The organism is Nonomuraea sp. JJY05, assembly GCF_043496855.1.
Lineage (GTDB): Bacteria > Actinomycetota > Actinomycetes > Streptosporangiales > Streptosporangiaceae > Nonomuraea.
Map to the genome: position 1 here is coordinate 226,819 of NZ_JBIEIS010000006.1, position 25,742 is coordinate 252,560.

The 25,742-nt window shown below is 70.9% G+C and carries 25 protein-coding genes; 15 read left to right on the forward strand and 10 right to left on the reverse strand.

The annotated features are described in order from the left end of the window. Positions 1-148: 148 nt before the first annotated feature. Positions 149-457, forward strand: coding sequence for a hypothetical protein (locus ACFKCF_RS10650; RefSeq protein WP_394492813.1), 309 nt, complete (start codon positions 149-151; stop codon positions 455-457). A 740-nt stretch (positions 458-1,197) separates the two neighbouring features. On the opposite strand, the gene ACFKCF_RS10655 is transcribed toward ACFKCF_RS10650, so the two are convergent. Further along, positions 1,198-1,401: a hypothetical protein gene (locus tag ACFKCF_RS10655; protein WP_394492814.1), complete on the reverse strand. Its 204-nt coding sequence runs from the start codon at positions 1,399-1,401 to the stop codon at positions 1,198-1,200. Positions 1,402-1,544: 143 nt separating this feature from the next. Between ACFKCF_RS10655 and ACFKCF_RS10660 the strand changes: the two genes are divergently transcribed. Next, the gene (locus ACFKCF_RS10660; RefSeq protein WP_394492815.1) at positions 1,545-2,045 is read left to right on the forward strand and encodes a SigE family RNA polymerase sigma factor; all 501 of its coding nucleotides are present in this window, start codon (positions 1,545-1,547) and stop codon (positions 2,043-2,045) included. Then, positions 2,042-3,244, forward strand: a complete 1,203-nt coding sequence (locus ACFKCF_RS10665) for a hypothetical protein (RefSeq protein WP_394492816.1) — start codon at positions 2,042-2,044, stop codon at positions 3,242-3,244. The genes ACFKCF_RS10660 and ACFKCF_RS10665 overlap by 4 nt, the downstream gene beginning before the upstream one ends. Here ACFKCF_RS10665 and ACFKCF_RS10670 read toward each other — a convergent pair. The 3 genes from ACFKCF_RS10670 to ACFKCF_RS10680 form a co-directional block, all read right to left on the reverse strand. Continuing rightward, complete coding sequence (locus ACFKCF_RS10670; protein WP_394492817.1) at positions 3,231-4,730, reverse strand: protein kinase; 1,500 nt, start codon at positions 4,728-4,730, stop codon at positions 3,231-3,233. The two genes, ACFKCF_RS10665 and ACFKCF_RS10670, sit on opposite strands and share 14 nt — an antisense overlap. A 211-nt stretch (positions 4,731-4,941) precedes the next feature. Further along, positions 4,942-5,778, reverse strand: a complete 837-nt coding sequence (locus tag ACFKCF_RS10675; RefSeq protein ID WP_394492818.1) for a siderophore-interacting protein — start codon at positions 5,776-5,778, stop codon at positions 4,942-4,944. Positions 5,779-5,876: 98 nt separating this feature from the next. Then, positions 5,877-6,854 (reverse strand): alpha/beta hydrolase, encoded by a 978-nt coding sequence (locus ACFKCF_RS10680; RefSeq protein WP_394492819.1) that lies wholly within the window; start codon positions 6,852-6,854, stop codon positions 5,877-5,879. A 106-nt stretch (positions 6,855-6,960) separates the two neighbouring features. Between ACFKCF_RS10680 and ACFKCF_RS10685 the strand changes: the two genes are divergently transcribed. From ACFKCF_RS10685 to ACFKCF_RS10700, 4 genes are all read left to right on the forward strand, one after another. Next, a complete protein-coding gene (locus ACFKCF_RS10685) occupies positions 6,961-7,356 on the forward strand; it encodes a hypothetical protein (RefSeq protein WP_394492820.1) in 396 nt (131 codons plus the stop codon). Positions 7,357-7,595: 239 nt separating this feature from the next. Beyond that, entirely contained in the window at positions 7,596-8,267 is a 672-nt protein-coding gene (locus tag ACFKCF_RS10690; protein WP_394492974.1) for an ABC transporter permease, read from the forward strand. Beyond that, positions 8,260-9,048: an ABC transporter permease gene (locus ACFKCF_RS10695; protein WP_394492821.1), complete on the forward strand. Its 789-nt coding sequence runs from the start codon at positions 8,260-8,262 to the stop codon at positions 9,046-9,048. Before ACFKCF_RS10690 ends, ACFKCF_RS10695 begins: the two co-directional genes overlap by 8 nt. 2 nt (positions 9,049-9,050) lie before the next feature. Continuing rightward, positions 9,051-9,797 carry an ATP-binding cassette domain-containing protein gene (locus ACFKCF_RS10700; RefSeq protein ID WP_394492822.1) on the forward strand — a complete coding sequence of 249 codons (747 nt, stop codon included), beginning with the start codon at positions 9,051-9,053 and terminating at the stop codon, positions 9,795-9,797. 35 nt (positions 9,798-9,832) lie between these two features. Here the strand turns inward: ACFKCF_RS10700 and ACFKCF_RS10705 are convergent, their stop codons facing one another. Then, complete coding sequence (locus ACFKCF_RS10705) at positions 9,833-10,306, reverse strand: hypothetical protein (protein WP_394492823.1); 474 nt, start codon at positions 10,304-10,306, stop codon at positions 9,833-9,835. Between the two features lie 129 nt (positions 10,307-10,435). On the opposite strand from ACFKCF_RS10705, the gene ACFKCF_RS10710 reads away from it, so the two are divergent. Together ACFKCF_RS10710 and ACFKCF_RS10715 are read left to right on the forward strand one after the other, a co-directional pair. After that, a complete protein-coding gene (locus tag ACFKCF_RS10710; protein WP_394492824.1) occupies positions 10,436-11,005 on the forward strand; it encodes an MFS transporter in 570 nt (189 codons plus the stop codon). Between the two features lie 48 nt (positions 11,006-11,053). After that, entirely contained in the window at positions 11,054-11,782 is a 729-nt protein-coding gene (locus ACFKCF_RS10715; RefSeq protein WP_394492825.1) for a YcnI family protein, read from the forward strand. A 51-nt stretch (positions 11,783-11,833) separates the two neighbouring features. On the opposite strand, the gene ACFKCF_RS10720 is transcribed toward ACFKCF_RS10715, so the two are convergent. From ACFKCF_RS10720 to ACFKCF_RS10730, 3 genes are read right to left on the reverse strand one after another with little or no spacing between them, the layout of a single operon-like run. Further along, on the reverse strand, positions 11,834-12,832 hold the full coding sequence (locus tag ACFKCF_RS10720) for an ABC transporter permease (RefSeq protein WP_394492826.1): 999 nt from the start codon (positions 12,830-12,832) through the stop codon (positions 11,834-11,836). Beyond that, positions 12,819-13,805: an ATP-binding cassette domain-containing protein gene (locus tag ACFKCF_RS10725; RefSeq protein WP_394492827.1), complete on the reverse strand. Its 987-nt coding sequence runs from the start codon at positions 13,803-13,805 to the stop codon at positions 12,819-12,821. The genes ACFKCF_RS10720 and ACFKCF_RS10725 overlap by 14 nt, the downstream gene beginning before the upstream one ends. Beyond that, complete coding sequence (locus ACFKCF_RS10730; protein ID WP_394492828.1) at positions 13,802-14,977, reverse strand: outer membrane lipoprotein carrier protein LolA; 1,176 nt, start codon at positions 14,975-14,977, stop codon at positions 13,802-13,804. The genes ACFKCF_RS10725 and ACFKCF_RS10730 overlap by 4 nt, the downstream gene beginning before the upstream one ends. Before the next feature lie 127 nt (positions 14,978-15,104). Between ACFKCF_RS10730 and ACFKCF_RS10735 the strand changes: the two genes are divergently transcribed. Both ACFKCF_RS10735 and ACFKCF_RS10740 read left to right on the forward strand, forming a co-directional pair. After that, positions 15,105-15,779: a response regulator transcription factor gene (locus tag ACFKCF_RS10735; RefSeq protein WP_394492829.1), complete on the forward strand. Its 675-nt coding sequence runs from the start codon at positions 15,105-15,107 to the stop codon at positions 15,777-15,779. After that, a complete protein-coding gene (locus ACFKCF_RS10740) occupies positions 15,772-17,118 on the forward strand; it encodes a sensor histidine kinase (protein WP_394492830.1) in 1,347 nt (448 codons plus the stop codon). Before ACFKCF_RS10735 ends, ACFKCF_RS10740 begins: the two co-directional genes overlap by 8 nt. Positions 17,119-17,152: 34 nt before the next feature. Here the strand turns inward: ACFKCF_RS10740 and ACFKCF_RS10745 are convergent, their stop codons facing one another. Then, complete coding sequence (locus ACFKCF_RS10745) at positions 17,153-18,022, reverse strand: LysR family transcriptional regulator (RefSeq protein ID WP_394492831.1); 870 nt, start codon at positions 18,020-18,022, stop codon at positions 17,153-17,155. A gap of 577 nt (positions 18,023-18,599) precedes the next feature. On the opposite strand from ACFKCF_RS10745, the gene ACFKCF_RS10750 reads away from it, so the two are divergent. The 4 genes from ACFKCF_RS10750 (at position 18,600) to ACFKCF_RS10765 (ending at position 23,610) form a co-directional block, all read left to right on the forward strand. Further along, entirely contained in the window at positions 18,600-19,616 is a 1,017-nt protein-coding gene (locus ACFKCF_RS10750) for a neutral zinc metallopeptidase (protein ID WP_394492832.1), read from the forward strand. A gap of 174 nt (positions 19,617-19,790) precedes the next feature. Next, positions 19,791-21,338, forward strand: coding sequence for an LCP family protein (locus ACFKCF_RS10755; protein ID WP_394492833.1), 1,548 nt, complete (start codon positions 19,791-19,793; stop codon positions 21,336-21,338). 168 nt (positions 21,339-21,506) lie between these two features. Continuing rightward, complete coding sequence (locus tag ACFKCF_RS10760) at positions 21,507-22,682, forward strand: NAD(P)/FAD-dependent oxidoreductase (RefSeq protein WP_394492834.1); 1,176 nt, start codon at positions 21,507-21,509, stop codon at positions 22,680-22,682. 31 nt (positions 22,683-22,713) lie between these two features. Then, positions 22,714-23,610, forward strand: coding sequence for an RNA polymerase sigma-70 factor (locus ACFKCF_RS10765; RefSeq protein ID WP_394492835.1), 897 nt, complete (start codon positions 22,714-22,716; stop codon positions 23,608-23,610). A gap of 79 nt (positions 23,611-23,689) precedes the next feature. Here the strand turns inward: ACFKCF_RS10765 and ACFKCF_RS10770 are convergent, their stop codons facing one another. Continuing rightward, positions 23,690-25,726 (reverse strand): spermidine synthase, encoded by a 2,037-nt coding sequence (locus ACFKCF_RS10770; protein WP_394492836.1) that lies wholly within the window; start codon positions 25,724-25,726, stop codon positions 23,690-23,692. Positions 25,727-25,742: the final 16 nt, after the last annotated feature.

The window sequence follows — 25,742 nt, forward strand, 5'->3', positions numbered from 1 at the left end:
ACCCGAGACCGGCGCCCAAGCGTTCTCGGATGGCGGGACGATCACCCTGGGCACTGGTTAGCTGAGAGCACCCCGGTGCATAGATAACAAACGCGGCCCCTCTGATCGTCGGTGTCCAGCCGATAGATCGAACAGGGGTCGCGTTCGCGTGCCATCGATTCCCCGAACGATCTACGCCATCACCGGCCTCAGCCCCGGACGGATCACTCATGCCCAGCTCGCCGCACTGATCCGTGGGCACTGGAGGATCGAAGTCCTGCACCACATCCGCGACGTCACCTACCGCGACGACGCCTGCAAAATCCGCACCGGCACCGCACCCCGGATCATGGCCGGCCTCCGTAATCTGGCCATCGGGCTGGCCCGCCTGATCGGCTGGACCAACGTCGCCACCACCACCGACCACTACCGCAGCCACCCAACGGACGGACTCCAACTACTCGGTCTTACGACATGAGAACGCTTCGGCCCTGCCCGGGAGCCGGAGGAGCAGACGCCCACCTGGTGCGACCCCGACCAGAGCGTCGGCTTCTGGTCCGGAGGATGGCGCTGGAGGCGGTGGTGCACCGGGTGGATGCCGAGCTCGCGGCCGGTGAGGCCATCGCGCCGGTCCCCGCCGACCTGCCGTGGACGGCATCGACGAGATCCTCGTGACCTTCCTCGCCTTCGCCTCCCGCCGGTGGCCGCAGGACTTCGGTGACGCGCGCGCGGTGTCGATCGTCGTTGAAGCGGATCGCCGGCTCGTCCGCCTGGCCGCCTGGCCGCCTCGGGCGTCGAGGTCTCCAAGGACGCTTCCACGGGGAGGCGTCGATCTCGGGCGCGTCCCAGGACGTGCTGTTGTGGTTGTGGAGGGCGGGGCGACGGCGCGGCGCCGGCCTGCGACGGCGACCCCGCGCTGGTGAAGCGGCTGCGGGACCTGCTGAAGGAGGCGACGCAGTAGGTCGGGCCGCGACGGGGGCGGAGCCGGAACGGGCGGGACGGAACCGGCCGTTCCGGTGTTGCGGGGCGGTGATCAGTTCAGGCCGCTGCCCTGGATGCCCGCGGCCGCGGCCGATGCCGCCGCGACCACGGTGAACATCGCAACGGTCAGGGTGAGCACCAACCTGCGCCAACGTGTCATCGCACGCCTCCCGTCATCGACTGCCAATCTCCGTATATTCGCCGCACGCGCGCCGCCGGATCACAGATCCCGGCTCATCAGGCGACCTTCCGGAAGAGCACGGTGGCGCGGTAGCGGCCCTCCGCCTCCGCGTCGGGCTCGGCTTCGGCGCTGATGACGTCCAGCTCGGTGCCGAGACCGAAGAAGCTGAGCGCCCGGGCCACGGCCTTCTCCCTGATCTCGTCGGGCGTCGCTTCGCTCACCGTGACGCGCAGCGTGAGCGGGAACGCTTTCGTAGTCATGATGATCTTCTTTCACAGAAGAGTTGATCCACCTCCGAGCGTAGCCCCGCCCTGCGCCTCGCCCCCGGTGCCGGCGGGGGCGTGCAACAGTTTCCGCACCTTGTTCCTCTCGGAGGTGATGGAACGACGAAGGGCGAGGACTGTTGGAAGGTGATCCCCGTTTCGCGCAGTTCGTCGCCGAACGCGGCGACGCGCTGCTGCGCTACGGCTATGTGCTGGCCGGCAATCCGCATGACGCGGCCGACCTGGTCCAGGAGGCGCTGCTGAAGCTGCGCGGCGCCTGGTCCCGGCTGCGGCTGAAGGAGAACCCGGAGAGTTACGCGCGTACCACGATGGCCAGGCTGCACATCGCCACCTGGCGGTTGCGCAGGCGTGAGCTGCTCGCCTGGGACCTGCCGGAAGGCGAGCACCACGACCTGCTGCCCAGCGGCGACGAGCGCCGGATGTGGCAGGCGCTGGCCGGGCTGCCGCGCAAGCAGCGCGCGGTGCTGGTGCTGCGCTACTACGAGCAGCTCGACGACGCCGAGATCGCCAACGTGCTCGGGATCTCCCGCGGCACCGTACGCAGCCAGGCCGCCCGCGCGCTGGACAAGCTGCGCGTGGCCCTCCCGAGTGAGCCGATGACCAGGGGGAACCTACGATGACCGAGGTTGAGAAGACCCTACGCAGGACGCTCGGCCTGGCCGCCGGGCAGGCACCGGGGCTGCCCGCCCTGCTGCCCCAGCGGCTCGAGCGGATCCACCGCCGCAGGAGGCGGCGCGCCCGGATCGCGCTGGCCGCCGCGGCGGCCGTGCTGATCGGAGCCGGGGCCACGGTCGTGCTGCGCGGCGGCGACACCATCACGGCCGTCCCCGCCACCGGGCGGGACGCCGAGGCGCCGGCCGAACAGGTGGAGAAGGTCTGGCCGGAGGCGGTGCGGAAGCTCTCGGCGAAGTCCCCCGACGGGGCGCCGTGGCGGCCGCAGACGTTCATCGACGACCGTACGCTGCTCGTGGGCGCCCAGGAAGGCCGCTCCGGGACGACGGACGCCGTCTACGCCTACGATCTCGACGCCGGCACGCTGCGCAAGATCGCCGACGTACCGACCCCCAAGGGCACGGTGGGCGGCGGCGGTGGTTTCGCCGTGGGCGGCGGCCACGTGGTCTGGTGGACCGGGACGAAGGACTCCGTCGCGCATCTCTGGACGGTGCCGGTGGCCGGCGGCACCCCGAAGATCGTCGCCGACCGGCGTCTCGACTCGGCCGACGACGGCAGCGGGATCGACGAGCTGGCCGTGGTCAACGGCAAGATCGTTTTCTCCTTGTACACCGGCGGGGTCTTCACCGTTCCCCTCGGGGGCGGCACGGTGGAGCCGGTCCAGGGCGGCGCCGGGATGCATCTGCTGGCCTGGCCGTGGATCGGCGCGCCGGGGAGAGGGGGCGAGCCCCACGGCATGCCGTACGCCCGGATCCAGAACGTGGAGACCGGCGAGACCCGGACGGCCGTCACCCGGCCGGGCGAGGAACTGCGGCTCTGCGGCGTGACCATCTGCCTGGGCAGGACCGCGGAAGGCACCACCTTCTTCCGGCACCGGGACGGCTCGTCGCAGAAGACCGTGCCCGGGCCCGTGAACTCGGCGTACCAGCCGGTCCAGGACCGCTTCTACGTCTCGGTGTACGGCAGCGCGGGGAATCCGGCGGAGGGCGTGGGGCTTTACGACCTGGACACCGGCAAGTCGGGCGACCTGCGCATCCGCGGGGAGGGCGACTCCATCAGCCTGCCGTCCATGGAATCGACCGGCAGGATGTTCAGCTACACCATCGGGGACGACCTCTACCTGATCGACCTGTCTAAGATCCGGTAGCCGTCGGCGTCTCCGGGACGGACACGGACGGGTCCGGCGATTCGCCGGGCCCGTCCTGCGGGATCGTGCTGATCGACTGCGACGGCTGCGGGCAGTCCCTCCTGAGCGCGTTGCCGCGCCCACGCGCCGGGCTCGCGCAGTCGGCGGGGTCCTCGCCGCCCGGTCCGCTGCTGTTGGCCGGCCCGAACGTGTCCTTCCGGCCGGGCGACGGGTTGCGCACCGTCAGCGGGGCCTTGGTACGGGTGTGCGGGACGGACGTCGTGGGCGTGCTCGCCGGCGTGAGCGGGGCGGCGGCCTTCGTCGGCGGGAGGGTGACGACGGGCGTGGACGAGGGGCGGACGGTCGAGTCCGCGCTGCCGTGAGAGCGCGCGATCGACGGGTTGCCCGGCAGCAGGGAGCCGCCTCCGACGCTCGTGCCGTCACCGCCCGCCGCGATCACCGTGAGGGCCGCGATGGACACCGTGGCCAGGGCGGCGAAGCTGGCGTGCGACAGCTGCGCACCGGCCCTGGCCCTGCGCCTACGCGTACGGGAACGCTCCACACCCTCCTCCGGCGTCCCGGACTCGCCGGTGGGGGAGGCAAGACGTACCCGTCCGCCGCCGGGCGGATAGGGCACGGGCGTCCAGATCTCCTCCAGCACCCCGGCCACCGCCTGCCGCAGATCCCACGGCTCGCCGACGCCCCCGGCGGCCAGCAGCGCCCGGAGCAGGTCGGCGGACCTGGGACGGTCGGCGGGATCCTTGGCCAGCGCCGCCTCGACGGCGGGCCGCAGCATGGCGGGCACGCCCGCGACGCGCGGCGGGTCGAACAGGATGCGCCGGGTCAGCACATCCGCCTCCCCGCTCCCGAACGGATGGTGCCCCGTGGCCGCGAACGCCACCACGCACCCCCACGCGAACACGTCCGACGCGGGCACCGCCGGACCGCCCGTCAGCCGCTCCGGCGCCACCCATCCGGGGCTGCCCATGACCTGGCCGGCCTGCGTGTGCGCGGCCAGAGTGTCGACGTCGCGGGCGATGCCGAAGTCGATGACGCGCGGCCCCCGCGTGGACAGCAGCACGTTGCCGGGCTTGAGGTCCCGGTGCACCAGCCCCGCCTCGTGCACCGCCACCAGGGCGGCGGCCACGCCGAGCGCCACGCCGTACGCGAGATCGGGCGCGAGCGGCCCCCTGGCCGCGACGACCTGGGAGAGGGCCGGGCCCGGGATGTACTCGGTGACCAGGTACGGGCGGTCCTTGTCGGTGCCGTCCTCCAGGACCGCCGCCGTGCAGAACGGCACCAATCTTCGCGAGAAAGTCACTTCCTCAGCGAAGCGCGCGCGTAACGTGGCATCGTTGAGATGCACCGCATGCGGCGTCTTGAGTGCGACCAGGCCACCCCGAGGGTGTTCGGCCAGATACACCACTCCCATCCCGCCCGTGCCGAGGCGGCCGAGGAGCAGGTATCGGCCGATGATGACCGGGTCGCCCACCGTAAGCGGCCGCACGCCAGGAGGCATGTCGCCAGCACCACGCGCCATACGGGTTTCGCCTCTCTGATCCGGGACTCGGCAAAGCACACTGTGGCCGGATCCGCGGAGGCTTTCCGCATGTCTGTCATAAGGGGTATTGGAGGTTAGGTCTTCGTTCCCCTGGGGTCAGTAAGTGCTGGGGTTCAGCGGTCTGAAGTGGTGTTTCGGCTCTGAGTGCCCCGAGAGCCTAGGAGGCGATCGCGGACTCTTCCTCGGCCTCGACCTGACGGTTCCAGTCGCGCTTCATCGCGCGCCACGCCTCGTCGTCGGCCCCCGAGCGCCAGTATCCGGAGATGGACAGCCGGTCCAGCCCGATGCCGCGTTCGACGCGCAGGTGCCGGCGGAGCTCCTTGACGAAGCCGGCCTCGCCGTGCACGAACGCGTGCACGTCCCCCTCGGGGAACTCCAGCGTCCGCACCGCCGCCACGAGCTTCTCGCCCACGGGACGGCCGTTCCGGTAGAGCCACGTGATCCGGGCGTCGGCGGCCGTCTCGAGCTTCTGCTCGTCCTCGGGCGTGTCCACCTCGACCAGCACGTGCGCCTGCGCGCCCTCCGGCAGGCACTCCAGCGAGGCCGCGATGGCCGGCAGCGCGCTCTCGTCGCCGACCAGGAGGTGCCAGTCGGCCTCGGGGTCGGGCGCGTAGCCGCCGCCGGGGCCGAGCATGAGCACGATGTCCCCGGGACCGGCCTGGGCGGCCCACGGGCCGGCCAGGCCCTCGTCGCCGTGCACCACGAAGTCGAGGGTCAGCTCGCGGCTGTCGGGGTCCCAGGCGCGTACGGTGTAGGTCCGCAGCCGCGGCCAGAGCTCGCGCGGCATCGTCTCGCGGCAGGTCTTCACGCTGAACGGAGTGGGGTATTCGACGCCTTCGTAGGGAAAGACCAGCTTGACGTAGTGGTCCGTCAGGCCGGTGGTGGCGAAGTCGGCCAGCCCGTCGCCCCCGACCACGACGCGGACCATGTGCCGCGAGATCCACTCGGTCCGCAGGACGACGCCACGATGGTGATCCGTGGGCTTCTCAGTCATGCACAGCCCCCTGACTTCAGGTTAGGTATACCTAACCTTACACGTTCTCCAAGCTGTCAGCGTACGCCGGGAACCTCGAAAAGGGCAGTGCCGAAAACTCAGGCCGCCGCGATGTCGCCCCTGGACGCCCGGCGGGCGGCCACGGCTCGCAGGAAGTACGCCATGTGCCGGAAGGCCAGCCGCGCCTCGGGCAGCACGTCCGCGAGGATCGGGAAGACGTGCGGCATCCGGTTCCACTCTTCGTACCGTACCGGCACCCCGGCCTGCCGCGCCCGCTCGGCCACCCGCCTGGCCTCGTCCCGCAGCACCTCGGTCGAGCCGGTCACGATCATGAGCGGCGGCAGCCCCGTGAAGTCCCCGAGCACCGGGGAGACCAGCGGATCGCTCGGGTCGAGGCCCGAGGTCCACCGGCGGGCCAGCCAGCGCACCCGGCCGGCCGGCAGCATGGGGTCCTGCCAGCGGTTCGCGTGCCGCGGGATGTCGGTCAGGTCGGCCCACGGCGACAGGCAGATGGCCGCGCCGGGCATCGGCAGCTTCCGGTCCCGCAGCGCCAGCAGCGTCGCCAGCGTGAGGTGACCCCCCGCGGAGTCGCCCGCCAGGATCACGTTCTCGGGCGCGTGGCCGCGCCCCAGCAGGCAGTCGTACGCGTCCAGCGCGTCGGTCAGCGAGTCCGCCAGCTTGTGCACCGGCCCCTGCCGGTAGTCGAGCGCCAGCACCGGTCGCCGGGCCGCCACCGACAGCCGCCAGGTGATGGACCGATGGGTACGCGGCGAGCACGAGAAGTAGCCGCCGCCGTGGAAGTAGAGCACCACCTTGCCCTCGTCGAGCCCCGGCCTGCCGTGCACCCACTCGCCCCCGCAGGCCGAGAACTCCGCGGGCTCGATCGTGACGTGTTCGGGCTGGGGCACGGTCACCAGGCGGCCGAGCTCCCCGAGCCGGGCCGCGCAGACCAGAGCCAGCGGATGGCGCATCAGCACCGTGGACGCCGGCTTCAGGGTGCCCCACATCAGACTGGTCAGGGCGCGGGCTTGCCAGCTCAAGGGATAGTCGGGGACCACGTCCCGGTCGATCTGCATATCGGCCCTCCGATGAATCTCCTTCCCCGGATGAAGATCCTTCTACCGGCCAGTAAGTATCTCATCTCTTACCTGGATATTTCGGTGCTGTGACACGCTGTCCTCTATGGCCGGATACTCGGGCACACCGCTGCCGCGCAAGCTCGGCGTCAAGCCAGGACACCGGGTGCTCGCCATCGATGCCCCCGACGGACTCGACCTGGGCGAGCCCGCCGCCGAGGTGCATCGGGCCCCGGCCGGGGGACCGTACGACGTCATACTGGTCTTCTGCCCCGACTCGGCCGCCCTTCACGAGGCGTTCCCATCCGCCCTGACCCTGCTGGCGAAGAGCGGCGGCCTGTGGGTCTGCTGGCCGAAACGCGCAAGCAAGGTGCCCACGGACCTCTCGGAGAACCCCATCCGCGACTACGGCCTGTCCATGGGGCTGGTGGACAACAAGGTCGCCGCGATCGACGACAAGTGGTCGGGCCTGCGCTTCGTCTACCGCCTCACCGACCGCTGAACGATTAATTGCGTTGCGGGGCCCATAGGCCGCAACGCATAATTCCATGCTTCCCATCGGCAGACCCGTGCGCGGGTCCGTACACGGTTGGTCACCGTGTCCTCACCCTCCGGAGGTGCAAAACCATACCCCTATATGCCCGGCTCGTCCGGTACGGCTTCCGCAAGCACGCCACCTACGTCTGGGGCGCGATCGCCGGCGCCTTCACCAACAGCGTCTTCGGCATCCTTCGCGCCTACATCCTCATCGCGCTCTGGCAGGCCCGCCCCGGGCTGGCCGGCTACGACGTGATCGACGCCGTCACGTTCTGCTTCATCACCCAGGCGTTCATCGGCCCGATGCAGCTGTTCGGGGGCGGGCTCGGCATCCCCGAGCGCATCCGCAGCGGCGACATCGCGCTCGACCTGGTCCGGCCCGCCTCGCTGCAGCTCTGGACGCTGGCCGAGGACCTGGGCAGGGCCGCGTACCTGTTCCTGGTCCGCGGCATCCCGCCCATGCTGATCGGCGCGGTGGTGTTCGGCATCACGGTGCCCGCCGGGCTCGGGCAGTGGCTGGCGTTCCTGGCCGGCTTCGCCGTCGCGGTGGTGGTCAGCTTCGGCTGGCGCTACCTCGTGGCGCTGTCGGTCTGCTGGCTCCTCGACGACCGCGGCGTCGCGGTCGTGTCGATGCTCCTGACGACGTTCTTCTCCGGGATGCTGGTGCCGCTGCACCTGTTCCCCGGCTGGTTCGGCGACCTGGTCATGGTGATGCCCTGGGCGGCCATGGTCCAGCTCCCGACCGACCTCTACCTGGGCAAGGCCCCCGTCCTGGAGACGCTGGCGTTCCAGGCGCTCTGGGCGGCGATCCTGCTCGCGCTGGGCGCGCTCGCCACGATGGCGATCCGCCACAAGGTGGTGATCCAGGGTGGTTAGGACATACTTCCTGCTGCTGTGGACCTGGACCCGCGCCGCGGCGGCGTACCCGGTGTCGTTCGCGCTGATGACCCTGTTCGGCGCCCTCACCTCCGCGCTCGACGTCGCCGTGATCCTGATCATCTTCACCAACACGACCACGCTCGCCGGCTTCTCCCGCGACGAGGTCCTCTTCCTGTACGGCGCCGCCGGCGTGTCGTTCGCCATCTGCGACACGTTCGTCAGCAACATCGACCGGATCAGCCAGCACATCAAGGCGGGCACCCTCGACACGTTCCTGATCAGGCCGGTCAGCCCGTGGATCCAGCTCGCCACCGACCGGTTCGTGCCCGCCAGGGCAGGCCGGATCCTGCAGGCGTGCATCGTGCTCGGCTACGGCGTCGCCGCGCTCGACCTCGACTGGCGGCGCGCCTGGATGATCCCCGTCATGCTGGTCACCGGGATCGTCATCTTCGCGGCGATCTGGACGCTCGGCGGCGCGGTCCAGTTCGTGCTGACCGACGCCCCCGAGGTGTCCAACGCCTTCACCTACGGCAGCAACCAGCTCAGCCAGTACCCGCTCAGCATCTACGGCCGTGACCTGGTCAGGGGCGTGACGTACGTGCTCCCGCTGGCCTTCGTCAACTGGCAGCCCGGCCTGTACGTGCTGGGCAGGGACGACCCGTTCGGCACGCCGGAGCTCCTGCGGTTCGCCGCGCCGGTCGCCGCGCTGGTCCTCGCCCTGCTGGCCGGGCTGGCCTGGCGGCAGGGCATCAGGCACTACCGATCCACGGGGAGTTGAGGATGATCGAACTCGACCGGGCCGGACGCTCGTTCAAGATCAAGAGGAAGGTCGTCCACGCCGTGAGCGACCTGTCGTTCACCGTGTCGGCGGGAGAGTTCGTCGGCTACCTCGGTCCCAACGGGGCCGGCAAGTCCACCACGATCAAGATGCTCTGCGGCATCCTCACGCCCACGTCCGGGCGGGTCCGGGTGGCCGGGCTCGACCCGTCGCGCCGGCGCACGTCGCTGGCCCGGCGGATCGGAGTGGTGTTCGGCCAGCGGACGACGCTCTGGTGGGACCTGCCGCTCGTCGACAGCTTCGAGCTGATCCGCCACCTGTACAAGGTGGACCGGGCCACGTTCACGGCGCGGCTGGACGAGCTCACCGAGACGCTCGACCTGGGTGAGTTCATGCGCACGCCGGTGCGCCAGCTCAGCCTGGGCCAGCGCATGCGGGGCGACCTCGCGGCGGCGCTGCTGCACGCGCCCGACGTGCTGGTGCTCGACGAGCCGACGATCGGGCTGGACGTGGTCAGCAAGGCCGGCATCAGGGAGTTCCTGCAGCGGGTCAACGCCGAGCGCGGCACGACCGTGCTGCTGACCACGCACGACCTCGGCGACATCGAGCGCCTGTGCCGCCGGGTCATGGTGATCGACCACGGGCGGCTGGCGTTCGACGGCACGCTCGACGACCTGATGGCCACCTCTCCCGGCCAGTCGAGCATCGAGGACGTGGTGACCCGCCTCTACACGGGGACGGCCCAGTAGGGACGGCCCAGTAAGGACGGCCCAGTAAGGACGGCTCAGTAGTAGCTGCCCTCCGGCGTGGCCTCGTAGTCCTCGTCGACGTCGTCGTAGTGGCGCGACCAGCGCGACGGCATCAGCACGGGGATGAACAGCGCCACGCCGAGCAGGGCGAACACGCCCGACGTGAGCAGGGTCTTGGCGCCGAGGCCGGCGTCCAGGATGATCTGGTTGACCGACGGGGCGCTCGGGATGAGGGAGATCGCCCTGTTCACGTCGAGTGCGTACACGACCGTCCAGGCCAGCAGGACCATCGACGGAACGAACGTCGCCATCGGCGAGATCCGGCCCGCCACCACCAGTCCGACGACCAGCCCGACGGCGGCCATCGCGCCCAGGGCGATCCACATCTTCTGGTTGTCCGGTGGCGTCGCCGCGGCGTTGCCGACGGCCTGCTGGACGGCCCAGCCACCGCCCGCCAGCACGGCTGCCGTCACCACCAGCCCGATGAGGAAACCACCTAAGTGCCGCAACGTTCTCACCTCGATGTCAACGCGGTCGGCACGACCCTAGCCCTAAATGCCCGTTTTGGACCAGCCAATGTGCGGCTTCGGACTTCGGGTCTCATGACTCACTGCCCCGTGAGAGCATGGGGCACACCCATGCGTGCGCACCTTCCCCTCAGACTCGCGCGGACGGCCGCCTTCGCCGCCGTCTGCGTGGCTCTCGCCGCCTTCGCCCACGTGCTGGGCGGCGGTTCGGCGCCCGCGCCGTGGGTCGCCGGCCTGGGGCTCGCGGGCGTGTCCGCGCTGGGGCTGGCGCTGTGCGGCAGGGAGCGCTCCGCGGCGACGATCAACGTCGTGCTGGTGGGGGCGCAGCTGGCGCTGCACGAGCTGTTCGCGGCCGACGGCGCCGCCTACTTCTCCGTGCGCGGGCTGTTCGAGCTGGGAGCCGCGGCGCACGGGCACGGCCAGGGCGGCCTGGCGGTCAACACCGGGATGCTGCTCACGCACGTGACGGCCACGCTGATCACGGGCCTGTGGCTGGCGCGCGGCGAGGTCGCGCTCTGGTCGCTGCTGCGCCTCGTCGGCCGCCGTCTCATGCTGCTCCCGGCGGTCGCCGCGCCGCCGTTCGCGCGGCCCGCCGCGCCGATCGTCCGGGCGAGGGTCGTCCCGCTCCAGCCGGAGTTCCGGCTCTGCGTGGCCAGGCGTGGTCCTCCACTTCCCGCCTGACCGTCTGACACCCCTCGTTCATCCCCATTCACCAAGTGGAGTTCCCGCATGTCCCTCGTACGCCGTGCGGCGACCGTGCTCGCCGCCGCCACCGCCCTCACCGTCGGCCTCGCCGTTCCGGCCCTGGCCCACGTCACCATCCAGCCGGGCACCGCCGAGCAGGGCGGATTCACCAAGGTCGCCTTCCGGGTGCCGAACGAGCGCGACAACGCCTCGACCACCAAGATCGAGGTCTCCTTCCCCGTCGACCACCCGCTCGCGTTCGTGTCGGTCAAGCCCCTGCCGGGCTGGGACGTCAAGGTCACGCAGGGCAAGCTGCCCAAGCCGGTCAAGACCGAGTACGGCGACCTCGAAGAGGCCGTGACCAAGGTCGTGTGGTCCGGTGGCAAGATCAACCCGGGCGAGTTCCAGGAGTTCGAGGTGTCCATGGGGCAGCTGCCCAAGGACACGGACTCGCTGGTGTTCCCGACGAAGCAGACGTACTCGGGGGGTGAGGTGGTGGACTGGTCGGACGCGCCCAAGACGGACGGGACCGAGGCGGAGCACCCCGCCCCGACGCTCAAGCTGGTTCCCGCGAGCGGGGGCGACGCGCACGGCACGGCCTCGGCGCCGGCCTCGGCCGCTCCGGCCGCCGCCGCTCCCTCGGTGGCGCCGGTGGCGGCGGCCACGCCGGCCTCCGACGGCACCGCCCGCCTGCTCGGCGGCGCCGGCCTCGTGGTGGGCGTCATCGGCGTCGTGATCGGCGCGCTCGGCCTGCGCCGCCGCCCCGCCGCCTGACGTCCACGACGTCCCGCGCCCCGGCCGTCCGCGGCCGGGGCGCTTGCGCTGTCAGGAGGTGATGTCCTTGCCGGAGAAGCGCGCCCAGGCGATCGAGCCGAACAGCGCGATGTACGCGCCGAACGCCAGCAGCCCGTCCCGCAGGCTCCCGAAGTCGATCGGGCTGCGCAGCACGGCGTCGAAGTTCGTGAACTTGGACGGCAGCAGGTAGGGCGTGATCGAGCCCAGCTCGGGGATCGCCCGGAGCACCTGGCAGACGATGACCAGCACCATGGTGGCCGCGATGGCCCCGATGGACACCTCGGTGAACGTCGACAGCGCCAGCGCGACCGCGGCCAGGGCGGCCATTCCGGCGCCGACGTACCCGACGGCGATGAGGATGCGCAGCAGCCCGTCGGCCATCGAGATCGTGGTGCCGGACAGCAGCGTCACCGGCCCCGCCGGGAAGAGGATCAGGCCCGTCAGCAGCGCCGTCAGGGCCACCACCGCGGTGACCGCGTACGCGAAGACGACCGCGTTGATGTATTTGACGAGCAGCAGCCGGGTGCGCCCCGCCGGGGCGGCCAGCAGGTAGCGCAGGGTCCCCGCCCCGGCCTCGCCCGCGATCGAGTCGCCGGCCACGACGCTGACGGCGACCGGCATCAGCAGCAGCACCAGGAACGAGAACGACACGAACGTCAGCATCAGGCTGTTGCCCACGACGTCCTGGACGAGCCCGCCCATCCCCTCCTCGGAGGCGACGAGCCGCAGCGCCACGCCGATGACGATCGGCACGACGCCGAGCACGGCCAGCATCGTCAGGTTGCGCGGCCTGCGGAAGGTCAGGCCCAGCTCGGAGCCGAGCAGCCGCCAGAACGCCCACGCCCTTCTCGCCGCGGGGGCGGAAGCGGGAGCGGGCGGCTCCGGCGGGCGGCGTTCGGTGGTGCGCATGGACTCCGCGACGGGCACCAGCCCGGGCGTGCGGCGCTCCTCCGTCGTCCCGGCCTCCGTGGTCCCGACGGCGGACCCCAGGGTCCCCGCCGTGTCAGCCGTCGACTCAGCCGTCGACATCGAAGCCCTCCCCTGTCAGTCCCACGAACACGTCCTCGAGGCTCGGCCGCACCACGGCCAGCCCGCGAACCGCCACGCCCTCCCCCACCAGCGCGGCGTTGACCCGGTCCGGCGCGTGGCCGCCCAGCTCCGCCGTGACCTCTCCGTCCGAGGCCAGCACGTCGGCGAGGCCGAGCGTGCCGAGCACCCGCGCGGCGTCGGCCACGTCCGGCGTCTCCACCCGGATGCGCGTGACGAGCCCGCCGTTCAGCGAGGCGATCGTGCCCTGCGCCACGAGCCTGCCGATACGCATGATCGCGGCGTGCGTGCACATCTGCTCCACCTCCGCCAGCAGGTGGGAGGAGACGAAGACCGTGGTGCCGTCGGCGGCGATCTCCTTGACCAGCGCGCGGACCTCGCGCGTGCCCTGCGGGTCGAGCCCGTTGGTGGGCTCGTCCAGGATGAGCAGCTCGCGCGGCCCCAGCAGGGCGGCGGCGATGGCCAGGCGCTGGCGCATGCCGAGCGAGTAGTTGCGGAAGCGCTTGCCGGCCGCGGCCGACAGGCCCACGCGGTCGAGCGCCTCGGCGATGCGCCGCTTCGCGGTCGCGCGGGGCGCGGTCGGGTCGGCGGAGTCGAAGCGCATCAGGTTGGCCGCGCCCGACAGGTACGGGTAGAAGGCCGGCCCCTCGACCAGCGCCCCCACCTTGGGCAGGGCCTGGGCCTGGGGCAGCCCGAGCACGGAGTACGCGCCCGACGTCGGCGCGACCAGGCCGAGCAGCATGCGGATCGTGGTGGTCTTGCCCGAGCCGTTCGGCCCCAGGAAGCCGAACACCGAGCCGCGCGGCACGGCCAGGTCCAGCGCGTCCACGGCGACCTGGCCGCCGCGGAAGCGCTTGGTCAGGCCCTCCGTGACGAGCGCGAACTCCCCCGGGTTCATCCCCGGGGGCAGGGCCGCCCCGAAGGGCGCCCCTGCTTCCTGCGTGACGGTGGTCACTTGGTGCCCGCCGCCTTGGTGATCTCCTCCGGGGTGACCGCGCCGACCAGGAGGCGGCCGTCGTCGGTCAGCAGGGCGGTGACGAGCTTGGTCTTGATCAGCTTGCCGGAGCCCCACGTGCCGCTCACCGGGGTGGCGGACTTCAGCACGCCGTCGATCAGCGCGCTCGGGTCACCCGTGCCCCCGCCGGGGCCCGGACCGTGGCCGGGGCCCTCGCGACCGTCCGACGGCGTCGCGGACTTCAGGTCCGACAGCGAGAACGGCACGACCGCCACGGTCGTCCAGCCCTGCCCCACGACCTTCGCCTGCTTCGCGACGTCCTTGGTGTGCTCGGCGCGATCCGCCGCCAGGTCCTGCTCCATGCCGGCGCCGATGGTCTTCTCCTCCACCTTGGCGCCCGCGGGCGGGGTGAAGGTGAAGTTCTCGGCCGCCGGCGGCGTGAACGTCACCTGCGTGAACCCGACCTGGAACGCCGGCTCGGCCGACCCCTTGGCGAACACCTGCACCTGCAGCGGGACGTACGTCTCGCCGTCGAGCGCCAGGCGGATCTCCTGGACGAGCGAGCCCGCGTCCTTGGGCGCCAGCACGAGCTGGTAGACCGGCCGGCCCGCCACCTGGGCGGTGTTGATCACGCGGACCGCCGTGTGCTGGTCGACGTTGGCCAGCAGGTGCTCGGCCACCTGCTGGGGCGTCACGTCGGTCGGCCGCGGCGTGGGCAGAGCGCGCTTGTCCTGCCCGGCCTCCGCCTTGATGGTCAGTTTGGTGGCCGTGTTGGTGGCGCTCTCCCAGTACCAGCCCGTATCGCCGTTCACGATCAGGTTGGTCTCGTTCAGCTGGGTCGGCAGGGCCACCCGGACCTTGTCGTCGCCGCCGTACCAGATCTTCACCTCATGCGAGCCGGACAGCAAGCTCAGCGGCGAGGCCTCGCCGGTCTGCGGCAGCGCCGGCAGGCCGAGCGAGGCCGTCTGCTGCACCGTGCCGGACATCGGCGCGATGCCGCCTTCCTTGCTGGTCGCCGCCACGGCGTCGGCCAGCAACTGCTGGGCCGACCGCTCCGGCAGCACGGGCTCGCCGCTCACTGCGGCTATGACGGGGCCGGCGCCGATCGCGGCTCCGATCACGGCCGCGGCCGCGATCGGGACTCCCCACCTCACGAACGTGCCTCTGCGCATCTCACTCCTTAACGGTATGTCGATGTTCAGAGCCTGCGTGATGCATCCTTAGGCGGACCTGAGACTGTCTGAGACGGCTCTCAGCCTTCTCAGCGTTGTCTCAGGGCGGGAACAGGAGAATTGCCACATGAGAGTACTTGTCGTCGAGGACGAGCGGCGGATGGCCGCCGCGCTCCAGCGGGGGCTCCAGGCTGAGGGCTTCGCCGTGGATCTCGCCCACGACGGTGAGGAGGGCCTGCACGCGGCCAGGCACGGTGACTACGACATCGTGGTGCTCGACATCATGCTGCCCAGGCTCTCGGGCTACAACGTGTGCAAGCAGCTGCGCGCGGAGGAGAACTGGGTGCCGATCCTCATGCTGTCGGCCAAGGACGGCGAGTACGACATGGCCGACGGGCTCGACCTGGGCGCCGACGACTACCTGACCAAGCCGTTCTCGTACGTGGTGCTGGTGGCCAGGCTGCGGGCGCTGCTGCGGCGCGACGCGGGGCGGCGGCCGTCGGTGCTGGTGGCCGGCGACCTGTCGCTCGACCCGGCCCGGCGCAGGGTCGAGCGGGACGGGAGCTCGATCGAGCTGACGCCGAGGGAGTTCGCGCTGCTGGAGTACCTGATCCGCCGGCGGGACGAGGTCGTGTCGAAGGTGGAGATCCTGGAGCACGTCTGGGACACCTTCGACACCGACCCGAACGTGGTCGAGGTGTACGTCGGCTACCTGCGGCGCAAGATCGACGCCCCGTTCGGCAGGAACGCGCTCCAGACCGTGCGCGGCGCGGGCTACCGGCTGGCGGGCGACGGTGGCTGACTCCCCGCTCGTCTGGTGGCGGCGGCAGGGGCTGCGGTTCAGGCTCACGGTGGCGGCCGCCGCGGTGCTCGCGCTGGCGCTGGCCGTGTCGGCGACGGTGCTGCTCAGCGCGCTGGAACGGGCGCTGATGGACACGGTGGACGAGTCCACCAGGCAGACGGCGCAGGCCGTGCGCGTGGCGGCCGACGCCGGGACGCTGACCAGCCCGATCACCACGCACGACGGCACGATCGTGCAGGTCATCGACGCCGGCGGGCGCATCACGCACGTGACGTACGGCACCGACCGGCTGGTCCCGCTGCTGGACGCCAGGGCCCGGGCCAAGGTGCTCAAGCGGGGGCAGGCCACGCTCATGGACGGGCGGCCGTACGCGGTGCCCGGGTTCCTGCGGGTGATCGTGCTCAGCGCGGACGGCGGGCAGACCGTGATCGCGGCCCGGCCCATCAGCGAGATCCAGACCAGCCTGGTCACGGCCGGACGGGTGCTGCTGGTGGGCACGCCCGCGCTGATCGTGCTGCTCGCGGTGGCGAGCTGGCTCATGATCGGCCGTACGCTGCGCCCGATCGCGGCCCTGCGCAAGGGCGCGGCGGACATCACCCACACGGCCAGGTCGCGCCGGCTGCCGGTGCCGCAGTCGCGTGACGAGGTCCACTCGCTGGCCACCACGCTCAACGGCATGCTGGCCAGGCTGGAGGAGGCCGAGCAGCGCCAGCGGGCGCTGGTCTCCGACGCCGCGCACGAGCTGCGCAGCCCGCTGGCCAGCATCAGGCTGCAGCTCGAGGTCGCGCTGGGGCATCCCGAGGGTCAGGACTGGCGGGAGACCGCCGAGGGCGTCCTGGAGGACACGATGCGGCTGTCCAGGCTGGCCGAGGACCTGCTGGCGCTGGCCAGGCTGGACGAGCGCGGCGGCGTGCCCGCCAGGCGGGAACCCGTCGAGCTGGACGAGGTGGTCCGCCAGACCGTCGACAGGTACGCCGAGGCGCGCCTGACAGTGTGCGACCCGGTCGTGGTGCGCGGGGACGCCCTCGACCTGAGCCGGGTGCTGACGAACCTGATGGACAACGCGGTACGCCACACCTCTTCCAAGGTCGAGGTGGCCTTGACCGCGGACGGAGTGCTGACGGTGACCGATGACGGGCCCGGCATCCCCGAACAGGATCGCGAGCGCGTCTTCAACCGCTTCACCAGGCTGGACTCCGGGCGCAGCCGCGATGAGGGCGGCGCCGGGCTGGGGCTGGCCATCGTGCGCGAGACCGTGCGTGCGCACGGTGGCACGGTCGTCCTGGAGGACGCCGCGCCCGGCCTGCGGGCCGTGGTGCGGTTGCCGGTCTCCCGGTAGGGGGTTCGTTAACTCTGGATCGTTCCTAATCGGGTCAGGCCGCTGTCCCCTTTTCTGCGGTGGCCAGGAAGTCCTGGGCGATCAGCGGCAGGCGGCGGCGGGCGTGCACGACGGCGATGACGCGCCGCACGGCGGGTTCGAGCGAGCGCACGATCAGGCCCGCGCGACTGGCCTGTTCCGCCAGGCCGCGGTACCAGAGCAGCGACGCCTGGCCGGCGCGGACCGCGTTGAGCCAGCCGTTGCGCTCGTCGGTTTCGAGCACGACCACAGGGCTCACCGAGTACTTGCCGAACATCGCGTCCAGCTCCCTGCGCCGCATGCTGCCGCGGGCCGGCAGCGCCAGGCGCATGCCGTGCAGCTTGCCCATCGGCACCGGGTTGGGCAGGTCGAGCCCGGGCGGGGAGATCAGCACGATCTCCTGGCGCTCGAGCGGATGGGTGATCAGGTCCGTGGGGACGGGGAGATCGGTGAGCCCGAGGTCGGCCCGCTGATCTCTGATGGCGCTGACGACGGCGTCTCTGCCGTCGCAGCGAACGATGTGCACGCGTACTCCCGGATGCTCGGCCGCGTAAGCCGGGAGCAGCCGCCCGGCCAGGCCGGGTTCGAGGCTGGGCGTGGACGCGATGCGGAGCTCCGCTTCCGTGACGCCGCCGTGGTTGGCCAGGCTCTCGATCTCGTGAACGGCATCGAGTGCCTCCCTCGCCAGCTTGACCACGCGACGGCCCTGCGCGGTGACGACCACGCCACGGCCTGAACGAGCGAAGAGCGTCATACCGAGCTCCCGCTCCAGATCGCGGATCGCGCGGGACAGCGCAGGCTGCGCGATGTAAAGCGATCTTGCCGCGTCGGTCATGGTGCGGTGCTCCGCAGTCGCGACCACATAGCGGAGCTGCTGGAGATTCATGCCAAAGAAGCTAGGGCAACGCCCGCCGCGCGGACCGGGAGATAACCGAGATCACCTCGAATGATTTCGGACCGTAACCGATCACTGCTACATCCGTGACGGGTGAGAAATCAGTATGCTTTTGCCCCAAATTTGGCAAGGGTCCGGCTAGTCGCGGCGCAAAGCCATCGATTCCAGACAACCGGGTGAACGGGGAGACACGGTGACAGGGAACGGGCAATATCCACCCCCGCCACAGGGGCCAGGGCAGCCACAGAGGCCGCCCTCGTTGCCGTGGCCGCCGCCGAACTACCGCCAGCCGCAGGCGCCGAGCCGGCAGCCGTACCCGACGCCTCCGCCGCCTCCACCGCCGCCGCCTCCCCCGCCGCAGGGGAACCCGTACCAGCAGGCGCCGGCGTACCCTCAGGGGCCCGCCTATCCGCAGCAGACCTATCCCCAGGGCGGCCCGCAGTATCCGCCACCGCCGCCACCTTACGGGCAGCAGCAGCAATACCGGCAACCGCCGCCCCCGCCTCCACCGCCGCCGCCCCCTTTGCCGCCGGCGCAGTGGGGGCCGCCGCAGCGCAGGAAGTCGGGCATGGGCGTCTTCGGCGTGATCGGCGGCGTGCTCGGGGGCATCGCCGCGCTGTTCGTGCTGATCATCATCGCGTCGGCCCTGTTCAAGAGCGCGTCGAGGTCGGAGACGACGACACCGGTCGCGATCCCGACGTACGAGCCTTCGGAGCGCGCGACCAGCGACCCGTTCCCGACCCGCACGCGGCAGCCGACCCCGGACGAGTCGGACTCGCCGACGCAGCAGCCCACCCAGGAGGACACCCAGGAGCCGGAGCCGACTCCGACGCAGCCTCCCAAGGTGACGCTGAACACGAGCCTGAAGAACAACACCATGTACCGGGCAGGCACGCTGCCCAGGCTGAGCTGCTCCGGCGGGAGCACCAACATCTTCAACCACAGCCAGCTCAAGGCGCTGATCCTGAAGACCGGCAAGTGCATGGACCGGGCGTGGGAGCCGATCCTGGAGAAGCAGGGCATCCAGTTCAGCCCGCCCAACTACGCCATCGCCGCCAAGCGGGGCAGGGGCGCGTGCGGCGACTATCCGTCGGCCGGAAGCATGGTGCCGTACTACTGCCCGCGCAACAACACGATCTACGCCTCCACCTCGGCCATGGCCCGGGGGAACGGCAACGCCCGCGGGTACGGCCAGATCATCTCCTGGCACGGCGGCATCATCAGCATGATGGCCCACGAGTACGGCCACCACATCCAGAACATCACGGGCCTGATGGACAGCTGGTGGCGCGCCACCCTCGACTCCTCCAGCCAGAGCGGCAAGCTGGCGCTCAGCAGGCGGCTCGAGCTGCAGGCGACCTGCTTCGGCGCCATGTGGATGCGGTCGGTGGCGGCGTCGTACCCGGTGAACACGTCCCTGCGCAGCCGCCTGTTCTGGTTCTACGGCCAGGTCGGCGACTATCCGGGGTGGCCGCGCGACCACGGCACGCCCGCGAACAACAACCGGTGGTTCCGGCAGGGCTGGGAGCGGGACAAGACGTACCAGTGCAACACCTGGATGGCGCCGTCCTCGACGGTTTCCTGAAAATCCTGTGAACTGCCAAAAACCCCCAAAACACGGCCCATCGTGCACGTAGTGTTCATCTCAGCTTGGGTACATGTCTCTGATGTCCAGATATGGGGACTAGAATCCTGGCAATCTTGTGCCCAACGGGGGGCAAACGACAGTTTTGCCTGGTAGGCGTGTAAGGAGCCGGGTGTGAGCAATCGCGATGGGGCAGAAACCGTGCCAGGGGGCAAGAAACGGCGACCCATTCGCCGTCCGCGCCCTGGCTCCTCATCCCCTCGCTTCGCCAAGCCCCTGACGACCGCCTCCGTACTCGGGTGGACCGCCCTGTCCGCCATCGCGCCCGGCGCCGCACATCTGCGCGCCGGGCGTCGCCGTACCGGGCTGATCCTGCTCAGCGTGTACGCGGTGCTGCTCCTGGCGGCCCTGGCCTACGGGCTGACCCGGAACATGCAGAACCTCACCGTGTTCGCCTCCGAAGGGGCGCAGATCACCGTGATCGTCGTGGCCTCGGCCCTCGCGCTGGCGTGGTTCGCGGTGCTGGTGATCTCGTACGTCGCGCTCGGGCCCAACCGCCTCAACCAGCAGGGTCAGGTGCTGACCGGCATCCTCGTCGGGGTGCTGTGCGTGGCGGTGATGTCGCCGTTCGCGCTGACGGCCAACTACGTGCTGACCGTCCGGGACACGATCGACAAGATCTTCCCCTCGGTGTCCGACCCCGAGGTCCCCGCCCCGGTCAAGGAGGGCGAGGACCCGTGGGGCGGCAAGGACCGCATGAACTTCCTGCTGATCGGCGGCGACGCGGCCGGCAACCGCACCGGCGTGCGCACCGACAGCATGAACGTGGCCAGCATCGACCTCAGGACGGGCAACACCGTGCTGTTCAGCCTGCCGCGCAACCTGCAGCACGTGCGCTTCCCGCCGACCTCGCCGCTGCACAGGCAGTTCCCGAACGGCTACATGGCCGAGCTCCCCAACGGGGGCCTGCTCAACGAGGTCTGGCAGTACGCCAACGAGAACCCGCAGCTCATGGGCGGCAAGAACAAGGGCCCCCGGGCGCTGATGGACGCCATCGGCTACACGCTGGGCCTCAAGATCGACTACTACATGCTGATGAACATGTACGGCTTCGCGGACCTCGTCGACGCCATCGGCGGCCTCAAGATCCGGGTCGAGCAGGACGTCAAGTGGGGCGGCCACTTCGGCACGGCGGGCACCATCAAGGCGGGCTACCGGAAGCTGACGGGCGAGCAGGCCCTCTGGTACGGCCGCTCCCGGGTCAACAGCGACGACTTCTCCCGCATGGCCCGCCAGCGCTGCGTCATCGGCGCCTTCGCCCAGCAGGCCACCCCCACCGTGATCCTCACCAACTTCACCAGGATCGCCGGCGCGGCCAGGCGGCTGGCCCAGACCAACATCCCGCAGCACCTGGTGCAGCCGCTGGTGGAGCTGGCCGTCAAGGTCAAGGACGCCAAGATCACGAGCATGCAGTTCGTGCCGCCGGAGTTCTGGCCGGGCTCGCCCGACTGGGCGAAGATCCGCGTGGCCTCCAGGAAGGCCATCGCCGACTCCAACCGGCCCGCCCGCCAGGCCCAGACGGCCAACGTGAGCGCGTCCCCGAGCATCACCTCCTCGGCCTCGCCGACCCGTACGCGCCCCGCGACGCCCACGCAGACGCCGACCAGGAACACCCAGAAGGGCGGCAACGCCAAGTCGCTCGAGGAGCTCTGCGGCCTGTAACCACCGCACCGGCGGCGGAACCCACCCCCGCCGCCTCGTCCACGTCTCCCTCTTCGTCGTCCCGGCGTTTCCGCCGCGTCCGATGTGCGCTATGTCTCATCCGCGCGCCGTTACACCGGACGCACGGCTGGTGTCTCAATGCCGAGTCCACAAAACGAGGGAGACACGATGAACGGGAACGTCGAGGTGGTCGTGGTCGGCGGCGGGTACGGGGGCGTGATGGCGGCCAATCGCCTGGCCCGGCGCGATGGCGTGTCGGTGACGCTGGTCAATCGACGTCCCGACTTCGTCGAGCGGATCCGCCTGCACCAGCTCGTGACCGGCTCCGATGACGCGGTCGAGGGCTTCGGTGAGGTTCTGGGCGGGAACGTCCGGCTGGTGGTCGACACCGCGACCCGGATCGACGCCACCGAGCGCCGGGTGTCGCTGGCGGGCGGTGGCACGGTCTCATACGACTACCTCATCTACGCGGTGGGCAGCGGCGCCGCCGATCCCGGCGTGCCCGGAGCAGCGGAGTTCGCTCATTCGGTGTCGGACCTCGAGGGCGCGCAACGGCTACGGTCGGCGCTGGCCGCGACGCCCGCGACGGCTCCGGTGACCGTGGTGGGAGCGGGCCCGACCGGTATGGAGACCGCCGCCGAGCTGGCTGAACTGGGCCGCAAGGTCACCCTGGTCTGCGGCGACGTGCTCGGCCCCTACCTGCATGCCCGGGGCCGCCGCCCGGTCGCCCACCGGCTGGCCGAGCTGGGTGTGACCGTCCTCGAAGGTCCCCGCGCGCGGGTGACGGGAGTGACACGCGAGGCCGTACGGCTCGACGACGGCCGCGATCTGCCCAGCGCGGTGACGATCTGGACCGCGGGATTCCGGGTCCCGGACCTGGCCGCCCGCAGCGGGCTGCGCACCGACGCCGAAGGCCGCCTGCTCACCGACGCGACGCTGACCAGCGTGGACGACGTGCGCATCGTCGCCGCCGGGGACGCGGCGGCGATGACGGACCGGCCCTTCCGGATGAGCTGCCAGGCCGCCGTGCAGCTGGGCGCGGGGGCCGCCGCCACGGTCCTGCGCCGGATCGCCGGGAAAACGCCCGCTCCCGTCCGGTTGCTGTTCGCCGGGCAGTGCATCAGCCTCGGCCGGAACGCGGGCGTCACCCAGTTCTCCTACCTGGACGACAGGGCGAACGCGCTCCACATCAGCGGGCGGCTCGGTGCCCACGTCAAGGAGTTCGCCTGCCGGTTCCCCCTCGATCAGCTGGCGTCCGGGGCCCGCAAGGCCAGTGCCTATCGCCTGGAAACGCCTCAGCCGGAACACCGCACGCCGCCGTCCGACACCCGACACGTGGCCTAGCGCCAGGTCCCTCCCTCGTAAAGAGCACCGTATGAACGACCACGTCACCGACCCCGCGACCGAGGCCTTCGTCGCCCACCGCGACCTGCTGTTCACCGTCGCCTACGAGATGCTCGGATCGGCGGCGGACGCCGAGGACGTCCTCCAGGATGCCTGGCTGCGGTGGGTCAAGGTCGACCTGGCGCAGGTGCGGGACCGGCGCGCCTACCTGGTGCGGATCACGACCCGGCAAGCACTCAACCGGCTGCGCACCCTCCAGCGGCGCAAGGAGGCCTACGTCGGCCCCTGGCTGCCCGAGCCCCTGCTCACCGCGCCGGACGTGGCCGAGGACGCCGAACTGTCCGAGAGCCTGTCGCTGGCACTCATGTTCATCCTCGAAACCCTCTCACCGGCCGAACGCGCCGTCTTCGTGCTGCACGAGGTCTTCGACATCGGCTACGACGACATCGCGGCCGCGATCGGCAGGAGCCCCGCCGCCGCACGCCAGATCGCCTACCGCGCCCGCCGGCACGTCGACGCCCGCCGGCCGCGCACCCCGGCTTCCCAGGAAGAAGCCCGGGCGGCGTTGACCTCGTTCCAGACCGCGCTCGTGACCGGGGACCTGCAGGGGCTGCTCGACGTGCTCGCACCGGACGTCGAGTTCGTCAGCGACGGCGGCGGCCTCAGGCTGGCGGCCCTGCGACCGGTCGTGGGCGCCGACAAGGTGCTCCGTTACATGGCCGGCAGTCTCGGCAAGGCCGGCGGCACCTTCACCGGTGAGTCCACGACGGTCAACGGCAACCCCGGACTCATCCTGCGCCTGGACAGCGCGATCGACGGCGTGCTGGGCTTCCGCGTGGAGAACGCCCGCGTCACCGGCCTCTACTACGTCCGCAACCCCGAAAAGCTCACCCGCGTCGAGTCCGAGACCCTGCTCACCTCCCGCTGATCGTCCTCCCGGCGGACACGCGGTGATCATCGGCGGCTCCTGCCGGCCCTCTCACGCGATGAGCTTCTTGGCCCGAGCGTCAGGCGGTGGCCAACTTGCGGGGCAGCAGCACCATCGCCCCGATGTAGAGCACCGCCGCCACGATCAGCAGCCCCTTGTAGCCGATCACCAGCGCCGCGTACTCCAGGCAGCCGCCCACCATGGCCCCCAGCAGGTTCGCGCCGAAGGAGGTGGTCGCGTCGGCCGTCTCGGCGAAGCGCTTGGCGAAGACGACGTTCGCGGCGAAGATCGGCAGGAATGCCACCACCACGGCCGCCACCGCGCGCAGGGGCAGCGGGAGGGACAGGAGCCACGTGTTCGGCACCAGCCAGGCCAGCAGCAGGCCCGCGAGCAGCACGCCGTACATGACGGGCAGCGGCGGGGTGCGGAAGTGGCGGGTGATCTCGACGGCGGCGAGGACCGCGACCAGGACTCCGGCGAAGACGATGGCGTTGACCACCCATGTGGTGCCGAACAGCAGCGCGAACCCGGTCACGCTCTTGGTCTCCAGCAGCATGAACGCCACGCCCAGCAGGAACAGGTCCGCGTACGGCCGCATCCGCTCATAGGGCCCGGCGACGACGCGTACGGCGAAGAGGCTGACGATGAGGATCAGGCCGAGCGTGATGATGTAGATCGGCGGGATCGTGGCGTCCTTGAGGTAGAGGAACGGCCGGTCGTCGCTGGCGGGCTGCGGGGTGCCGGGGGCGGCGCCGGGCCACTCGGACGCGCAGCGCTGCGCGTCGGCCGTCACGCCCGCCGTGATGACGGCCTGCTGGCCGGCGGTGCTGACGACGTCGACGCACGGCTTGTGGCCGAAGGCGTTCTGCATGGTGGCGGCGAGGCGGTCGACCAGCCAGCTCTCCCGGTAGTAGTTGTACATCGAGAAGGTGCCGCCCGGCTTGAGGTGCGCGCGGGCGGCCCTCATGGCCTCCTCGGTGAACAGGTAGCTCTCCAGGCGCAGCGAGCTCGCCCCGGAGACGAGGGTGAGCGAGTCGGGCAGGGCGAAGAGGATCAGGTCGTACTTGTCGCTCGTGCGCTCGAGGAAGGCGCGCCCGTCGGTGATGTGGGTGGTGACGCGCGGGTCGTCGTACGGCTTGTCGGGGTGGACCGAGCCGCCCAGCTCGCGCAGCTTGGGGTCGATCTCCACGGCGTCCACCCGGTTGGCGCCCTTGGACAGCGCGATGGCCACGTCGGTGCCGCTGCCCGCGCCGACGATGAGCACGTCCTTGGGCGGCTTGCCGGTCCGCTCGTACGGCAGGCCGTACTGGGCCTCCCACTGCAGCCGGGCGGCGGCGGGCACGGCCTGCTGGTGCGGGATGCCGTTCACGGCGATGTCGGTGACGAGCACGCCGAGCTGGGTGAGCTGCCGCATGGTGACCTTGTAGTACGGCGACCAGATGGCCCCGGCGGTCAGCGTCTCCATCAGCAGCAGCCCCACCACGGCCAGCGAGGGCACGGTCACCAGGCCGACGTAGAGCGAGCGCGGCCGGGGCGTGAGCAGCAGCCCGTAGCAGATGGCCGCGATCAGCCCCCAGAACACCGGCGGCGCGCTCAGGAACGACAGCGCCGTGAAGGCGGCGATCCCGCTGAGGCTGCCGATCAGGTCGTAGCGGTAGGCCTCCAGGCGCGTCAGCTCGGGGAAGCAGCGCCCGACGAGCTCGGCGGGGCCCATGAGCACCAGCGCGGCGGCACCGAAGATCACCGGCAGGATCAGCCACGCGGGCGGGCCGCTGGTGGACAGGCTCGTCCAGTACAGGACGCCCTCGGTGTTCCTGTCGACGGTCACGGGGAACGTCAGGACGACGGCGACCAGGACGGCCAGCACGACGGGCGAGTAGTACGGCTGCCGCCGCGACCGCCCCACGCGCAGGAAGCCGAGCCCGATACCGAGGAACGAGCCGAGCAGCACGAAGTTGGTGAAATAGCTGAGGTGGACGATGTTGGACCCGGTCCACCGGATCAGCGCCAGCTCGAGGAACAGCATGAAGGCGCTGGCGAGGACGAGCCTCGGCCGCACCGCCAGCCAGTGAGCCTTTTCCCCGTCGTCGACCGGCTTCTGCGCCTGGAGCGTCATGATTCGACACCGTAGT

Bases quoted from the DNA above. Each gene is read 5' to 3' on its own strand.
- ACFKCF_RS10680 (WP_394492819.1), bottom strand. From the start codon at position 6,854: ATGCAGATCGACCGGGACGTGGTCCCCGACTATCCCTTGAGCTGGCAA.
- ACFKCF_RS10730 (WP_394492828.1), bottom strand. From the start codon at position 14,977: ATGCGCAGAGGCACGTTCGTGAGGTGGGGAGTCCCGATCGCGGCCGCG.
- ACFKCF_RS10765 (WP_394492835.1), top strand. From the start codon at position 22,714: ATGAACGACCACGTCACCGACCCCGCGACCGAGGCCTTCGTCGCCCAC.
- ACFKCF_RS10750 (WP_394492832.1), top strand. From the start codon at position 18,600: ATGGGCGTCTTCGGCGTGATCGGCGGCGTGCTCGGGGGCATCGCCGCG.
- ACFKCF_RS10760 (WP_394492834.1), top strand. From the start codon at position 21,507: ATGAACGGGAACGTCGAGGTGGTCGTGGTCGGCGGCGGGTACGGGGGC.
- ACFKCF_RS10770 (WP_394492836.1), bottom strand. From the start codon at position 25,726: ATGACGCTCCAGGCGCAGAAGCCGGTCGACGACGGGGAAAAGGCTCAC.
- ACFKCF_RS10655 (WP_394492814.1), bottom strand. From the start codon at position 1,401: ATGACTACGAAAGCGTTCCCGCTCACGCTGCGCGTCACGGTGAGCGAA.
- ACFKCF_RS10735 (WP_394492829.1), top strand. From the start codon at position 15,105: ATGAGAGTACTTGTCGTCGAGGACGAGCGGCGGATGGCCGCCGCGCTC.
- ACFKCF_RS10710 (WP_394492824.1), top strand. From the start codon at position 10,436: ATGCGTGCGCACCTTCCCCTCAGACTCGCGCGGACGGCCGCCTTCGCC.
- ACFKCF_RS10715 (WP_394492825.1), top strand. From the start codon at position 11,054: ATGTCCCTCGTACGCCGTGCGGCGACCGTGCTCGCCGCCGCCACCGCC.
- ACFKCF_RS10745 (WP_394492831.1), bottom strand. From the start codon at position 18,022: ATGAATCTCCAGCAGCTCCGCTATGTGGTCGCGACTGCGGAGCACCGC.
- ACFKCF_RS10700 (WP_394492822.1), top strand. From the start codon at position 9,051: ATGATCGAACTCGACCGGGCCGGACGCTCGTTCAAGATCAAGAGGAAG.
- ACFKCF_RS10665 (WP_394492816.1), top strand. From the start codon at position 2,042: ATGACCGAGGTTGAGAAGACCCTACGCAGGACGCTCGGCCTGGCCGCC.
- ACFKCF_RS10675 (WP_394492818.1), bottom strand. From the start codon at position 5,778: ATGACTGAGAAGCCCACGGATCACCATCGTGGCGTCGTCCTGCGGACC.
- ACFKCF_RS10720 (WP_394492826.1), bottom strand. From the start codon at position 12,832: ATGTCGACGGCTGAGTCGACGGCTGACACGGCGGGGACCCTGGGGTCC.
- ACFKCF_RS10685 (WP_394492820.1), top strand. From the start codon at position 6,961: ATGGCCGGATACTCGGGCACACCGCTGCCGCGCAAGCTCGGCGTCAAG.